A 15,479-nucleotide genomic window follows, 5' to 3' on the forward strand; every position below is an offset into this window, starting at 1 on the left:
ATTTGATTGTGGAGAAACCAACGGGATGAATCCGTTGGTTTTTTTTATGGATTTTAATTAATTCCTAAAAGAAAAAAAAGGAAACAATGTTTCCTTTTTTTATTTTGATTTTTGGGCAAATCGGGCTTAATAAATTCGACTGAATGTTTCTTGATCTCTTTTTGACATAAAGATTTTCTTTATGAAACTATTGAGTAAACAAAAACATTCCTAATAATTATAAGTTTTGAAACAAGATCGAGTAATAAACTTCCTTTTGTAATATTTCCGTTGACATTGAATATTACTCGATCTGAAATTTCTAACCTTTTTTGTGTTGAGTACTTTTCAATAATGATGCCAAACTTTTTTTTGGGTGAAAAAAAAAGCGGTTCAAATGATTTCGAACCGCTTTTTGATATTTGTTTTCGGAATTAATATTATAATTTTTTGAATGCCTTTATGAGGTCGTGAATGGGTTTTAATGAAATTTCAGTTCCGCTTTCCCCATTTTCGACATAATCAAAAGGATTGTCAAGATCTTTGATTAATAAAAACATATAGGAGATCAAAAAGGTTACGAGTAATGTGAAAAATAAGGCAACATAGAAAGGCTCTATTTTAATGATGATTAGTGATAACGCAATCAAAAATCCCATTGCTTCCAGAATTGCATAAGCCGAACCAATAAAGTTGGTTTCTCTGATGGTGTCAATTCGCAATATCATTTTACGTATGTTGTTTTGTTCATTTTTTATTTTGATGAGATACCCTGGTTGAATGCCTTCGTCATCTAATTCGATAATGAAATCATTCATTTGACTTATTTTGTCCAGTATGGATGCAGTGGTTTCTTTCTTGTAGAACCAGTCCATCAAGAAATTGGTAAATGTTTTTTGGAACTCTATAAATTGAAAAGCGTTTTGAGAATTTTTGCCTTTGTAAATGGTATAGGCATCATCATATAAGGATTTTATGGAAGCCGAAAGTTCACTAGGCAGTTTTTCACTTTCCTTATAATCCGAAAGAACTCCGCTAATAAGAAAACCAATCAGGAAAATTGTTCCAGCTATTAAACTGGTAAAAAGGGCGTTTAATTCGAGAACTTCTAATTCAAAATGATAGGATAAAAATTTAAGTAATGCTACAAAAAGAAGCACTGGAATAATTCGGAAGGCAATGGACCATTTTTGCCATATTTTATCTGATTTTGTTTTAATTTTTTTCTGGATTTCCATTTAATTTTCTAGGTTATTGTAAGTATTTAAGGGTGGCAAATTTCGAGGATTTATTCAAGAATTTCAAATTTATCTTAAAGGATAATGAATAAATAAAAAAAACCTGTTCGTTTATTTGAACAGGTTTTCGTGATATTTAAAAAGCGTTTCAACTTTATGAAAAGTTGAAATACATTTTTAATTTTTAGATAGACGTTACAATAGTAATGAAATCTTTTGCATTTAAGGCAGCACCACCAATAAGTCCACCATCAACATCAGGTTTAGAAAAGATTTCTTTTGCATTGTCTGGTTTTACGCTTCCTCCGTAAAGAATAGTAACATCTTCAGCAATGTCACTTCCAAATGCTTTACGAACTGTTTCTCTGATGAATTCGTGCATATCTTGCGCTTGTTCTGGAGAAGCAGTTTCACCTGTTCCAATAGCCCAAACTGGTTCATAAGCCAATACAATTTTTTCCCAATCTTTAGCTTCTATGTGGAATAAACCATCTTTCAATTGATTTTCAACAATATTAAAGTGATTTCCAGATTGACGATCTTTTAATTCTTCACCAAAACAGAAGATTACAGTCATGTCGTGTTTCAAGGCTGTATTTACTTTGCTTGCAATTAAAGCGTCAGTTTCATGAAAAATAGCTCTACGCTCTGAGTGACCTAAAATTACTGTATTTACACCTACACCTTTAAGCATATCTGCTGATATTTCGCCTGTAAAAGCACCGCTTTCTGCTTGGTGTAAATTTTGTGCAGCAACTGATATATTGGAGTGTGTTAAGTTTTCTACTGCTGAAGCCAAGTTCACAAATGTTGGAGCAACAATTACTTGTGCAGCAGTTTCAGCTGGAATTTGAGTCAATAGTTCATTCAATAATTCTTTAGTTTGTGCTGCATTTTTATGCATTTTCCAGTTTCCTGCAACAATCTTCTTTCTCATTTTTGTAGTATTTATAGTTTTATTTTCTGATTAATTCATTGTTTCAACTTGTCAGTGCAATTTTCATTGAAAAATAGACCTTGAAACGACTATTGCAATTGTTTTAGTGTTGCGTTGATTTTGTCAAAGTCAGTTTCTATGGCACGATAAACGACAATTTTTCCGGTTTTATCAATGATAATGTATCTCGGAATCCAATCCAAGTCAATTGCACTTCCAAAAACACCTTTCATGCCGTCATTTGCCATGAAGTGTAATCCGTTTAGTTGGTGTTTTTCGATACCTTCTTTCCATTTATCAGCAGTTTTATCCATTGACATAAACACATAAGATACGTCTGGATTGTTGGCTTGAAGTTCTTTTAGTTTTGGCATTGCTTTTACGCAATCACCACACCAAGATGCCCAAAATTCTATAATGGTAGTTTTACCTTTTTGGTTTTTTAGGATATCTTTAAATTTAATTTGATTACCGTCTGTAGCTAATAAAGTTTCGGAAAGTGCTTTTTTTGAGAACTCAGTTTTCTGAGCTTGGGTACAGGAAAATGTAGCAAAAGCAATAAGTAATAAGGCGATTTTTTTCATATAAAGATAATGCTTGTTTTTTATTGGAACATGGAATCACTATTCTTTATTCCTTTTGCTTTGGAATCATTGTGATTTCATCTAAAAATTAATTTTCACAAAGTTAACCAAAGAAATCTAAATTAGGTAAACTGATTTTGGAATTTTAATGTGAAAATCTCTAAAATTGGTTACAATATCGTTATAGTTGATATTTTTTATGATTTAATTTTGATTTATTACCAATAAAAAAAACCTTGCAAGAAAATGATATTCCCACAAGGTTATTACTTTTTATAGTTTTAATTGAAATTAAAAAGCTAAATCATCTGTATCGTTGTAATGTGCTTTTTGTTTAACAGTTCCTTTTTCAAGAATGACAAAACTTGGATTAGCTCTTTCAATAGTTTTTAATGGAATAGCATCGCAGAAATAAAAATCAAAAGTGATACCATATTGTTTTTTGATTTTTGCAATTTCTTCTGGAGTAGAAGCGGTCATTCCAATTGTTTTATATCCTTTTGCGGAAGCGGTTTTACTGATTTGCTCCATCTTCGCAAGGCCATCTGCATTGGCAAGTGCCAAATCATAGGCAACAATCATTAATAATTTAGGCTCTTGCAATAATTCTTCCTTATAATCCGATCCGTCTTTTTCCATTACAAAATCATGAATAGGAGGAACGTAACCTTCTGTGATTATTTTATCCTTTCTGTCAACAAAAGTGGCACCAGCAGGAATATTAGCCAAGTCTTTTTCCGAAAATTCTTTGTCAACACCATTTACTTTGTAGATAAAAATCATTTCTACCACCGATTTTGGTGCGCCTTCTGGAATTTCCATTCCTTTTTGAATATTGTTTCCTACTTTGAATGCACGGAAATCTTTTAGAGGCAAGTGATTGATTACCCAATATCCCATAAATGCACATAAAACAAGAGATAATATTGCCAGGCTATTTTGAATTTTATCGCTGAATAATGGTTTAACCAATTTCATATTAACGAACAGAATCAATATAAAAAACAATAAAACAACGTCTTTTGTAAATGATTGCCAAGGTGTAAGGTGCAAAGCATCTCCAAAGCATCCGCAGTCTTTTACAACATCAAAATAAGCGGAATAGAATGTCAGGAAAGTGAATTTTATGATTAAAAGCAACAAAAGCCAAATGGTCAATTTTGATTTGTAACCAATGAGCAACATAACACCTAAAACTACTTCCAAGATTACTATAAATAGGGCTATAGTCAAGGAAAAAGGAACGAAAAATGGCATGTTGAAAACCGGTTCGCTGAAATATTCTGCTAATTTATAAGAGAATCCAACAGGATCGTTCAGTTTGATTAATCCTGAGATTATGAATAAGATTCCAACGAAAATTCGGGAGAATTGTGTAATGATGTTTTTCATTTTGGGGTTTGTTTTTTTAATAGTATTCTTTTGGGAACTTTATTTTTTGTTCATCAAAATCAAGGCAAAAATCGAATAATTAATCATATCCTGATAATTGGCATCAATACCTTCAGATACGATAGTTTTTCCTTTATTGTCTTCAATTTGTTTGACACGTAGCAGTTTTTGCAAAATCAAATCGGTAAGTGAACTTACACGCATGTCACGCCAAGCTTCTCCATAATCATGGTTTTTGTTTTCCATCAATTCTTTGGTCAAAGCTACTTTTGCATCGTATAATTGGGTTGCTCTTTCGGTTTCCAAGTCGGGTTGATCGACCACGCCCAATTCCAATTGAATCAAAGCCATAATAGAATAATTGATGATACCGATGAATTCTCCTGTTTCGTCTTCATCGACTTTTCGAATTTCATTTTCTTGTAAGCTTCTTATTCTTTGTGCTTTTATGAAAATTTGATCGGTTAGGGAAGGAAGCCTCAAAATGCGCCAAGCACTACCGTAATCTTTCATTTTATTGATAAAAAGTGTGCGACAAATGGCAATTACCTTGTCATATTCTTGTGAAGTATTCTTCATTATTGGTGTATATTTGTATAAAATTGCACCAAAAATAAGAATAATTTTTTTGAATGCAGAACTTTAAGTTTCTAAAACCAAATTGGAATGACTATAAATTGTAAAGGGCAACTTATTGACTTGTCCACTCCAAAAGTAATGGGGATCTTGAATATAACTCCCAACTCTTTTTTTGACGGTGGAAAGTATAAAGATGAAAATGAACTTCTGAGAAGAGTTGAAAAAATGCTCAATGAAGGAGCCGATTTTATTGATGTTGGGGCATATTCTAGCAGACCCAATGCCGAGTTTGTTTCTGAAGATGAGGAGATATCTAGAATAATTCCTGTTGTGAATTTGTTGCAAAAACACTTTCCCGAGACTATATTATCAATAGATACTTTTCGGGCAGAGGTGGCAAAGAGTTGTATTGAAAGTGGAGCTGCAATTATCAATGATATTTCGGCGGGAAAATTGGATGATAAAATGCTGGAAACAATTGCGAAATATCAAGTTCCGTATATCATGATGCACATGAAAGGAACGCCGCAAACTATGCATGAATTTGTACAATATGAGGATATAATTAAGGAAATGATATTCTATTTTTCGGAACGGATTGCTGTTGTAAGAGCACTTGGAATAAACGATTTGATAGTGGATCCCGGTTTTGGTTTTGCAAAGACATTGGAGCAAAATTTTACAGTTATGCAAAAAATGGAGTTGTTTCAAATGCTTGAATTACCTTTGTTAGTTGGAATTTCGAGGAAATCAATGATTTATAAAACCTTGGAAACAAACGCCGAAATGGCACTTAATGGTACAACGGTTTTGAATACGATTGCGTTATCCAAAGGGGCAAAAATACTTCGGGTGCATGATGTGAAAGAAGCTGTTGAATGTGTTCGTTTATTTAGTAAATTGAATTAATAATGATAAAATATTTATTTGGTATTGTAGTGTTGTTGTGTTTTTCTTGTGGTAATAAAGAAGATGTTTTATTGCCAAAGGCAGATCAAACTATCGTAAAAGAAGTTGTGGATTTGTCGCCTATTTACATTTTTTTTAGAGTAAAAGGGAAAGATACTTTGGCAGAAGTAAATAGAAAAAACAGCATTATCACAACCAATTGGATTTTGAATATCGACAAACGTTTGCCTTTGCGATTGGTTATTCCAGAAGTAATGAAACTGCAACAACGCAAAAGAGAGGAAAAAGAGCATAGAAACGAATTGGCACTTAATTATTATTCCTATGCGGATAGTATTGGTAAAAACTTAGCTTTTATTCCTTTTACACAAGTGTATTATAAAATGAAGAAGCCAAAGTCTGGAGTTGAAGTTTATTTTGATAAAAACAATAAAATATTAGTTAACAACAAAGTAATTGCTAAAAATGATTTGGAAAATTATATAAAGCAAAATTCTGCAAATGAGGATGTTTTCTATTGTTTTGACAAAAATATGTTATTTGATAATTATATTAATTTGAAAATATTTTTGCGAAGTATTGAATGGAAATTCATATCAAATCAAGAATTCATCTATTAAATCCTGACAACTGAATATTTTTTTACATCACTGGAACAGAACAATGCAACTGCTAACTGAATACTCTTTTATTGATGATGATATGGTTCGTTTCTTAATATTGTAAAACCACGGTATAATTGCTCGATAAAAAACAAACGCACCATTTGATGCGAAAATGTCATTAACGATAGGGAGATTTTTCCATTTGCCTTGGCATAAACAGTATCCGAAAAGCCATATGGACCACCAATCACAAAAACCAATGTTTTTACACCCGAGTTCATCTTCTTTTGCAATTCTGTTGAAAAGGCAACGCTGGAAAAGGTTTTTCCGTTTTCATCTAATAAAATGAGCTGGTCTGTCGGAGTGATTTTAGACAAGATGAGTTCCCCTTCCTTTTCTTTTTGTTGGCTTTCCGATAAGTTTTTTACGTTTTTGATATCTGGAATAATTTCCAAATCAAATTTGATGTAAAAAGACAATCGTTTGGTATAATCGTCAATTAAGGTTTGTAGAGATTTATTATCGGTTTTGCCGATTGCGATAAGTTTGATGTTCATCTTGTAATGTTTCAGATTTGCAAAGTTACAAAAAGGAGTTAGTTTTTATAATATTAACTAGTTTGCTAAAAAGGCAAATACATTTTGTTTATGGCGTTTCTGTTTTTAAAAAATAGGTTTTATCTTTCAAACATATTTTCAATTAGTATCTTTTTTAGTTTAGTTATGATGTAAAAATCTTATTTATTTTTAATTTTTACATTTATTTTTGTAATTTTAATCAATTCCGCATAGTCTATTCTCTCTATAGGATAATTGTAAAATAATGCTATTTTTTTTGACAAAAAAGTAAATTTCTATGATTTTAGTCGAATTTGAAATGATTTTGTCAATGGATTTCGTTTATTGACTCAAATGAGTGAGAGTTAAAAATGTATTCTGATATTATAAAACCATATTAATAAAAAATACAAAGTCTATAAGATTGCTATAGTTTAAGTTGTTTTCTCTATTTTTGCCAAAAAAAAATCAAAGTCTCTTTTATGGATTTTCAAATAGGTTTAGTTGTTGCAGGTTTAGTTGTTGGTTTTGTAGTAGGAATGACAGGTGTAGGAGGAGGGTCTTTGATGACTCCCATTTTATTGTGGTTTGGTATTCCTCCAACGACAGCCGTTGGTACTGATTTGTTGTATGCAGCCGTTACCAAAGCAGGAGGTATTTATGTACATAATAAAAAGAAGAATATAAATTGGACCATAACAGGTTGGCTTTCTTTAGGTAGTGTTCCGGCAGCTTTGCTGACTTTGTGGATTCTTCATAGTTTAAATACGGATACGACCGAGTTGAATAATATGATAAAATACAGCTTGGGCTGGGCGCTAGTTTTTACATCAGTAGCTATTTTATTCAAAAAGAAATTAATGGTATTGTCTCAAAAACATGCTGGGGATAAATTCCACAGTGAGAGTAGAACCCAAAACTTATTGACAGTTGCTATTGGCGTAATGTTGGGAGCTACTGTAACGCTTACTTCTATTGGAGCTGGAGCTTTGGGGACAGTTACTTTATTTTTCTTATACCCGCTTTTGCCAACACCTCGATTGGTTGGAACTGAAATTGCTCATGCTGTACCTTTAACTCTTGTTGCCGGATTGGGACATGCCTCAATGGGGAATTTGGATTTGACTTTACTTGGACAATTATTGATGGGATCGCTTCCTGGAATTTATATTGGAAGTATGTTAAGCGGTAAATTACCTGATTTATTACTTAGAAACGCCATAGCAGTTATGCTGTTTTTTGTCGGATTTAAACTGATTTCATAGACTGGGGAATTAAAATTGACTTCAAATTAAATCCATCTTAACGGGATATTAAGAATAAAACTCTAATATGAATATCCAAATTTGGGTAGTAAGAGTAATGCCCCCAAAAAGTTAAACACTATTTGGGGGCATTTTTATGGAAGAAAAGTCAAGTATGATTAGGGTTTTAGACTTCTAATGAAGGTCTGATTAATACCATAATTCCAAATGTATTATCTGTAGGAGAATTAATTAAGTGAACTATGGTGTAATGTTTTATATCTTCGACAGATTGACATAAAGGCGATTATAATTTTACGGTCAATCCAATTCCAGGAGAAAAGCCAGAGGTACTTCCGCCAGCTGCCTCTACATATACGCCCCATTTATCGTTCCAAAACCAACGTACGCCAACTTGACCTCCAATGTCGAAATCATCATCGTTACCTTTACCGTTATCATGGTCGTCCCCAATCCAAAAAGCGTATCCAGCATTTGCTCCACCATATACATCCCAAGCAGCATTTGAAATTCCAAAAAGATTATCAAAATAATAATTAGCTTTTACTCCTACGTTTAACCAATCTATATTGCTATTGGTTGCAGCGCCCGGAGCAATTGTAATATCCTTATGAATAGGAATTTCATAATTAATTCCTAAATAACCAAAGTTTAGTTCTTTTCTGGCTTGTGCAAATACACTTGCAAAACTAAACGATAAGGCAAAAACGAATAACAAAGTCATTTTTCTCATAATGTTCTATTTTTAAAAGGTTTAAGACAAATATAATTTTTTTTTTATAAATTCTATTAAGATAATTCGGGTATTTTTTTAAAATTATGCAGTTTTAAAAATTATTTGTTTTCATTCTAATTTATTGATTGTTAATGATATAGCTTTTATGCTTTTTTTGTGGGTTTAAAGCTGATTTCATAGGATTAAGAAAAATATCTTTTAAGAATTCAATCTGTGAAACTAATTCTATTCTATTATTTGGTATAATGGTTTATTTCAATTCAAATGTTTGCAATTGTTGAGTCAAATGACTTCGTTGGTACCAATCATTATGTACAAGCTCTATTTTCTCTACTTTGAATTGGCTAAAATCAAAGTCTCGATATTCTTCCAAAGTTTTCAATAAAGCATTTTTGTCTATAATTTTTTCTCTAAATCTCATTACAGTAGAATGAGCGGTTTGAATGGCATAACGGCTGTCAATACTTTGTTGTAGCTCAGAATTCTTGAAATTTCTTCTTAAGTTGTTTCTTAGTTGATCTAACGAATTATTGTTGATAAATCCTTGAACCATTATGGCAGAATTAGATGCCGTGACTCCTTGAAAATGGATTTCCAAATCTTTAATGTCTTCGATACTTTTTTGAATGATTTTGCTATACTCAGGAATTGATATAGTCTTTAAATCATATCCATTGTGACATGATATGATGGATAAAACGGTAATGTGGATATCCAAATTTGGATAATAATATTGATTGGGATTGCTTTTTTTAAGTTCGGTCAGGAAACCTTGAATCTTGTTTTTTACCTCAAGTGAAGGTCTGATTAATACCGTAATTCCAAATCGATTATCAGAAGAAGAATCAATAAGATTGTCTATTGAATAATGATTGTTTTTTATCTTTTCTATAGAATCGACATAAAGACGGTTGTAATGTTCCTTAAGATTCATGTTGATTTTTCTAATTTGACTGTTTGATTAATTGTTTGATAATATTGAGATATAAAGGTATGTCAAATTTGAATTTCTGGCACAGATTAATGATGTTAGGATCGCAAGAGGGATTACTTCACTATACATTTATTTTTATAGGAGTTCAGTGAACTTCGTTTGAAGCAAGCTACCGAAGTAGCACGGATAGCTCGACCGTATTGGGGAAAGAGGCCGAGTATGCGTGTTCTGAATTTAGCCCCTTTTCTTAATGTGGTCTTGCCCACACGAGCTTTGGCGAACTGACGCAGTAAATAATTTGTAAAATGTCAGTTTGTCATATTGTTTTATGCCAATTGTAATGAAAACTGACAAATTACTCGGTTTTTTATATTGGCATAAAGATTGCCTTAGAGTCTTCGAGCCGTTAAAATAAGTATACAATAAAAATTAAATATATTAAAAATGGGTAAAATAATCGGAATTGATTTAGGTACAACAAACTCTTGTGTTTCTGTAATGGAAGGTAATGAAGCAGTAGTAATCCCTAATGCTGAAGGAAAAAGAACAACACCATCTATCATCGCTTTTGTTGAAGGTGGAGAAATTAAAGTGGGAGATCCTGCGAAAAGACAAGCAGTAACTAACCCAACTAAGACTATTGCTTCTATCAAACGTTTTATGGGACATTCTTTTGCTGAAATCACTGAAGAAGCAAAAAGAGTTCCTTATTCTGTAGTTAAAGGTGACAACAATACTCCACGTGTGGATATTGACGGTCGTTTGTACACTGCACAAGAATTGTCAGCTATGACACTTCAAAAAATGAAAAAAACTGCTGAAGACTATTTAGGTCAAACAGTTACTGAAGCAGTTATTACTGTTCCTGCTTACTTTAATGATGCTCAACGTCAAGCTACAAAAGAAGCTGGTGAGATTGCAGGTCTTAAAGTTATGCGTATCATCAACGAGCCAACTGCAGCTGCACTTGCTTACGGATTAGATAAAAAAGGAACTGATCAAAAAATTGCTGTTTACGATTTAGGTGGAGGTACTTTTGATATCTCTGTTCTTGAATTAGGAGATGGTGTATTCGAAGTATTGTCTACAGATGGAGACACTCACTTAGGAGGAGATGATTTTGACCATACAATTATTGACTGGTTAGCTGACGAATTTAAAGCTGAAGAAGGTATCGATTTGCGTCTTGACCCAATGTCATTGCAACGTATCAAAGAAGCTGCTGAGAAAGCTAAAATTGAATTGTCATCTTCTGCTGAAACTGAAATCAACTTGCCTTACGTAACTGCTACAGCTTCAGGACCAAAACACTTAGTTAAAAAATTAACTAGAGCTCAATTTGAAAAATTGACTGACTCTTTAGTAAAACGTTCTATGGCACCAGTTGCTAAAGCGTTGAAAAATGCTAATTTAACAGTAAATGATATCGACGAAGTTATCTTGGTTGGAGGTTCTACTCGTATCCCAAGAATCGTTGAGGAAGTTGAAAAATTCTTCGGTAAAAAAGCGTCTAAAGGAGTTAACCCTGATGAAGTTGTTGCAATTGGAGCAGCTATTCAAGGTGGAGTTCTTTCTGGAGATGTAAAAGATGTATTGTTACTTGACGTTACACCTTTATCTTTAGGTATCGAAACTATGGGTGGTGTTATGACTATATTAATTGAGGCTAACACAACTATTCCAACTAAAAAAGCTCAAGTATTCTCTACTGCTTCTGATTCTCAGCCATCTGTTGAGCTTCACGTATTGCAAGGAGCTAGAGCAATGGCTGTTGATAACAAAACTATCGGTCGTTTCCACTTAGATGGTATTCCACCAGCACCAAGAGGAGTTCCTCAAATCGAAGTTGCTTTTGATATCGATGCTAATGGTATTATCAAAGTAACTGCTACTGACAAAGGAACAGGTAAATCTCATGACATTCGTATCGAAGCTTCTTCTGGATTAACATCTGAAGAAATCGAAAGAATGAAACAAGATGCTGAAGCTAACGCTGAATCTGATAAAGTTTTAAGAGCTAAAGCTGAGAAAATTAATGAGGCTGACTCTATGATTTTCCAAACGGAAACTCAATTGAAAGAACTTGGAGCTAAATTAGCTGATGACCATAAAGTTGCTGTAGAATATGCATTAACTGAATTGAGAATGGCTCACCAATCTCAAGACGTTCCTGCAATTCAAACTGCTCTTGACAACATCAATGCAGCTTGGAAAACAGCTACTGAAGCAATGTACGCTCAAGGAGAACAAAGTCAACAAGCTGCTGAGCCACAAGCTCAAGCACAAGGAGACAATGTTGAAGACGTTGAATTCGAAGAAGTAAAATAATTTTTTCTTGTAGAGACGTGGTTAATCTCGTCTCCATTACATAATAAATGAAAAACCGAGCTAGTGATAGCTCGGTTTTTTTATGTTTTAAAGTCAAAAATATACAGTTTTTTTTGTAATATTACTATACAAATTATTTTATGAGAAAGATTAAATACAAGAAAGGTAAACGATTACAGCCTTACACACTCGAGTATACTGGTTTGCACAGAAATAAAGAGATTGAGATGCAATTGTTTGTGTATGATGATTGTACGGTTGATGAATATGAGAATGGTACTATTGCTAACTTGGAAAAGCATATTGATTTAACTAAAATAAATTGGTTAAATATCCATGGATTAACGGATATTAATTTGCTTAAAGAAATAGCAGACCATTTCAATATAGACGATTTTATGTTGGCTGATATTTTGAATACCACCAAAAGAACTAAACTTGAAGAGGAAAAAGATGTTCTGTTTTTTAATATAAAATCAATGCTGCCTTCAGAAACCACTGATGATATACGAGTGGAGCAGATAAGTTTTTTGCTAAAAAAAGGAATATTAATTTCTTTTCAAGAAAAAAGAAGTGATTTTTTCACCCATATTCGAGAACGTATTCGAACCAATTCTGGAATTGTACGCACCAAGAATGCAGACTATTTATTGTATATTCTGTTGGATGCCATTATAGGCAACTTTTATATTACCCTTGAAAATGAAGAGGATAAAATAGAAGACCTGATTGATATGACCAAAAATAGTGCCGATCCAATCATTTTAGAAAAAATTGAAAAACACAGGGATAATTTTAATTTTTTGAAACGTTCTATTATTCCGCTTCGTGATTCTTTGTATGATATAAAAAGCATACAGGAGGATAATGTATTTAATGAAATAGATTCAGATAATTTTAGTTTTTTTACCCGTTTGCACCAAAAATGCTTGGAACTTTTGGAACAAATAGAGTCTGATATGGGTTCATTGGAAAGTGCATCCAATTTCTTTTTTGCGGCGCAAGCTCATAAGATGAATGAGATTATGAAAACGCTGACAGTTATTTCGGTGATATTCATTCCGCTTACTTTTATTGTTGGGGTTTATGGAATGAATTTTGACAATATGCCTGAATTGAGGTTTCACAATGGATATTATTTGGTTGTGACTTTTATGTTCTTGGTGGTAATTGGGATGGTTTTTTATTTTAAAAGGCGAAGATGGTTTTGATTTTTCGGATTAAGTAACAGTTTGTAATTTAAAGCTGATTTTGGTCATATTTAGGAGGAAATTAAAGGTGTAATTTTGTAGAAAGCGTTTAAAGAGATTAAATTTTAAAAGTAAGAATATGAAAAAAGCTATATATATCGCAACGATTGAGGAGAATTGCGGTAAGACGATAATTACCTTGGGGTTATTGAGAATGCTGTTGGGAAAGACTGCAAAAGTGGGTTATTTCAGGCCTGTGATTGAAGATTATGAAGAGGGGAAGAAGGATACTCATATCGAGATGGTTATTTCATATTTTGACTTAGATATTCAATATGAAGATGCTTATGCTATTACAAAAAGTAAGTTAATCAAGAAAAAAAACAATGGAAAATTAGGGGAAGTTGTTGATTTGATTATTGAAAAATACAAAAAACTGGAAGACCGTTTTGATTTTGTTTTGGTTGAAGGAACTAGTTTTACGGGAGAAGGAACTGTCATTGAATTGGATATGAATGTTCTTATTGCCAAAAATCTTGGGATACCTACCATCATTGTTGGCTCTGGAGAAGGAAAAACATTGGAGGAACTAATTGACAATTTAAAATTAGCTCATAATTCATTTAAGATAAAAGAAGTCGAAGTCTTGGCTGTTATTGCCAATAAAGTACAACCAGAAAATTTAGAATTGGTAACTACTGGATTACAGAAAAACTTACCCGAATCTGTTCTTATTAATTCAATTCCATTAATTGGTAGTTTGAATAATCCAACAATGCAAGAAATTGTAGAAGTATTGGATGCTAAAATTTTGTTTGGTCAGGAATATTTGAACAATCAAGTAAATAGTTATAGCATTGGTGCGATGCAACTGTGTAATTATTTATTACATCTTAAAGAGAATAACCTTATTATCACTCCAGGCGACAGGGCCGATATTATTCTAGGGGCATTACAAGCAAATGAGTCGGCCAATTATCCAACAGTTTCAGGTATTGTTTTAACTGGGAATATTATTCCAGAAAATAGTATTTTGAAATTAATTGAAGGTTTGTCATCAGTGGTGCCAATTATTACTGTGGAAGGAGGTACTTATCATATTGCCAATCAGATAGGGAATATTAAGCCCAAAATATATGCCAGTAATATTCAAAAAATTGAGACTTCGATAAATACCTTCGATAAATATGTTGATTTAGATGTGTTAATTGACAAGTTTAATGCTTTTAAAGCAGAAGGAATGACTCCTAAAATGTTTCAATACAATATGGTAAAAAGAGCTAAAGCCCATAGAAAGCATATCGTTTTGCCTGAAGGTAATGATGAAAGGATTATTATAGCTGCTGCTCGTTTACTAGCGATGGATGTAGTTGATATTTCTATTATTGGAAATAAAAAACAAATAGAAAGTAAAGTAGCAGAATTAGGTTTGGATTTTGATTTCTCTAAGGTGCCTATCATTAATCCAATAGAATCTGAAAATTATGAGGATTATGTAAATACCTATTATGAGTTGCGAAAAGCCAAAAATGTAACTCTTGGAATGGCTAGGGATTTAATGGAAGATGTTTCCTATTTTGGAACAATGATGGTGTACAAAGGACATGCAGACGGAATGGTTTCGGGTGCTGCACATACCACTCAACATACCATTTTACCAGCATTACAATTCATTAAAACAAAACCAAATTCATCAGTAGTGTCATCAGTATTTTTCATGTGTTTGGAAGACCGAGTTTCTGTTTTTGGAGATTGCGCTATCAATCCGAATCCGACTGCTGAACAATTGGCTGAAATAGCAATTTCATCTGCGGATTCGAGTATTTCTTTCGGAATTGAACCAAAAATAGCTATGTTATCCTATTCATCAGGTACATCTGGAAAAGGAGATGAAGTGGAAAAAGTGAGACTTGCAACCGAAATAGTGAAGCAAAAACGTCCAGATCTTAAAATTGAAGGGCCAATTCAATATGACGCCGCCGTTGACTTAGAAGTCGGGCAAAGCAAAATGCCAAATTCTGAAGTTGCCGGTCGTGCGAGTGTATTGATTTTTCCTGATTTGAACACAGGAAATAATACATACAAAGCAGTTCAAAGGGAAACGGGAGCATTGGCAATTGGTCCAATGTTGCAAGGTTTAAACAAACCAGTAAACGACTTGAGCCGTGGTTGTACCGTCGACGATATCATAAATACAGTAGTAATTACAGCTATACAAGCACAGGATTTATAGCTTTTTAATTAAA

At 32.9% G+C, this 15,479-nt stretch carries 14 protein-coding genes; 6 read left to right on the top strand and 8 right to left on the bottom strand.

Annotation, left to right across the window (positions count from 1 at the left end):
* Window positions 1-419 precede the first annotated feature (419 nt).
* From AC1DY0_RS09695 to AC1DY0_RS09715, 5 genes are all read right to left on the bottom strand, one after another.
* Complete coding sequence (locus AC1DY0_RS09695) at window positions 420-1,217, bottom strand: hypothetical protein (RefSeq protein WP_477188404.1); 798 nt, start codon at window positions 1,215-1,217, stop codon at window positions 420-422.
* Between the two features lie 184 nt (window positions 1,218-1,401).
* Complete coding sequence (gene tpiA / locus AC1DY0_RS09700; protein ID WP_477188405.1) at window positions 1,402-2,154, bottom strand: triose-phosphate isomerase; 753 nt, start codon at window positions 2,152-2,154, stop codon at window positions 1,402-1,404.
* Between the two features lie 89 nt (window positions 2,155-2,243).
* A complete protein-coding gene (locus AC1DY0_RS09705; RefSeq protein WP_477188406.1) occupies window positions 2,244-2,738 on the bottom strand; it encodes a TlpA family protein disulfide reductase in 495 nt (164 codons plus the stop codon).
* A 291-nt stretch (window positions 2,739-3,029) separates the two neighbouring features.
* A complete protein-coding gene (locus AC1DY0_RS09710; protein ID WP_477188407.1) occupies window positions 3,030-4,130 on the bottom strand; it encodes a BT_3928 family protein in 1,101 nt (366 codons plus the stop codon).
* 39 nt (window positions 4,131-4,169) lie between these two features.
* Window positions 4,170-4,709 carry a DUF1599 domain-containing protein gene (locus AC1DY0_RS09715; protein WP_116797824.1) on the bottom strand — a complete coding sequence of 180 codons (540 nt, stop codon included), beginning with the start codon at window positions 4,707-4,709 and terminating at the stop codon, window positions 4,170-4,172.
* Between the two features lie 87 nt (window positions 4,710-4,796).
* On the opposite strand from AC1DY0_RS09715, the gene folP reads away from it, so the two are divergent.
* Together folP and AC1DY0_RS09725 are read left to right on the top strand one after the other, a co-directional pair.
* On the top strand, window positions 4,797-5,618 hold the full coding sequence (folP, locus tag AC1DY0_RS09720; RefSeq protein ID WP_477188408.1) for a dihydropteroate synthase: 822 nt from the start codon (window positions 4,797-4,799) through the stop codon (window positions 5,616-5,618).
* Between the two features lie 2 nt (window positions 5,619-5,620).
* A complete protein-coding gene (locus AC1DY0_RS09725) occupies window positions 5,621-6,238 on the top strand; it encodes a hypothetical protein (RefSeq protein ID WP_477188409.1) in 618 nt (205 codons plus the stop codon).
* A 68-nt stretch (window positions 6,239-6,306) separates the two neighbouring features.
* Here AC1DY0_RS09725 and rlmH read toward each other — a convergent pair whose 3' ends face one another.
* Entirely contained in the window at window positions 6,307-6,780 is a 474-nt protein-coding gene (gene rlmH, locus AC1DY0_RS09730) for a 23S rRNA (pseudouridine(1915)-N(3))-methyltransferase RlmH (RefSeq protein ID WP_173504750.1), read from the bottom strand.
* 482 nt (window positions 6,781-7,262) lie between these two features.
* On the opposite strand from rlmH, the gene AC1DY0_RS09735 reads away from it, so the two are divergent.
* Complete coding sequence (locus AC1DY0_RS09735) at window positions 7,263-8,045, top strand: sulfite exporter TauE/SafE family protein (RefSeq protein ID WP_477188410.1); 783 nt, start codon at window positions 7,263-7,265, stop codon at window positions 8,043-8,045.
* 286 nt (window positions 8,046-8,331) lie between these two features.
* On the opposite strand, the gene AC1DY0_RS09740 is transcribed toward AC1DY0_RS09735, so the two are convergent.
* Entirely contained in the window at window positions 8,332-8,778 is a 447-nt protein-coding gene (locus AC1DY0_RS09740; RefSeq protein WP_477188411.1) for a hypothetical protein, read from the bottom strand.
* 253 nt (window positions 8,779-9,031) lie between these two features.
* Window positions 9,032-9,715 (bottom strand): 2'-5' RNA ligase family protein, encoded by a 684-nt coding sequence (locus AC1DY0_RS09745; RefSeq protein WP_477188412.1) that lies wholly within the window; start codon window positions 9,713-9,715, stop codon window positions 9,032-9,034.
* A 444-nt stretch (window positions 9,716-10,159) separates the two neighbouring features.
* Between AC1DY0_RS09745 and dnaK the strand changes: the two genes are divergently transcribed.
* From dnaK to pta, 3 genes are all read left to right on the top strand, one after another.
* Complete coding sequence (dnaK, locus tag AC1DY0_RS09750; RefSeq protein ID WP_477188413.1) at window positions 10,160-12,043, top strand: molecular chaperone DnaK; 1,884 nt, start codon at window positions 10,160-10,162, stop codon at window positions 12,041-12,043.
* Between the two features lie 140 nt (window positions 12,044-12,183).
* Complete coding sequence (corA, locus tag AC1DY0_RS09755) at window positions 12,184-13,254, top strand: magnesium/cobalt transporter CorA (protein ID WP_477188414.1); 1,071 nt, start codon at window positions 12,184-12,186, stop codon at window positions 13,252-13,254.
* A 118-nt stretch (window positions 13,255-13,372) separates the two neighbouring features.
* Window positions 13,373-15,466 carry a phosphate acetyltransferase gene (pta, locus tag AC1DY0_RS09760; RefSeq protein WP_477188415.1) on the top strand — a complete coding sequence of 698 codons (2,094 nt, stop codon included), beginning with the start codon at window positions 13,373-13,375 and terminating at the stop codon, window positions 15,464-15,466.
* Window positions 15,467-15,479 lie beyond the last annotated feature (13 nt).

The sequence above is a fragment of the Flavobacterium sp. P1_E4 genome (genome assembly GCF_056405915.1).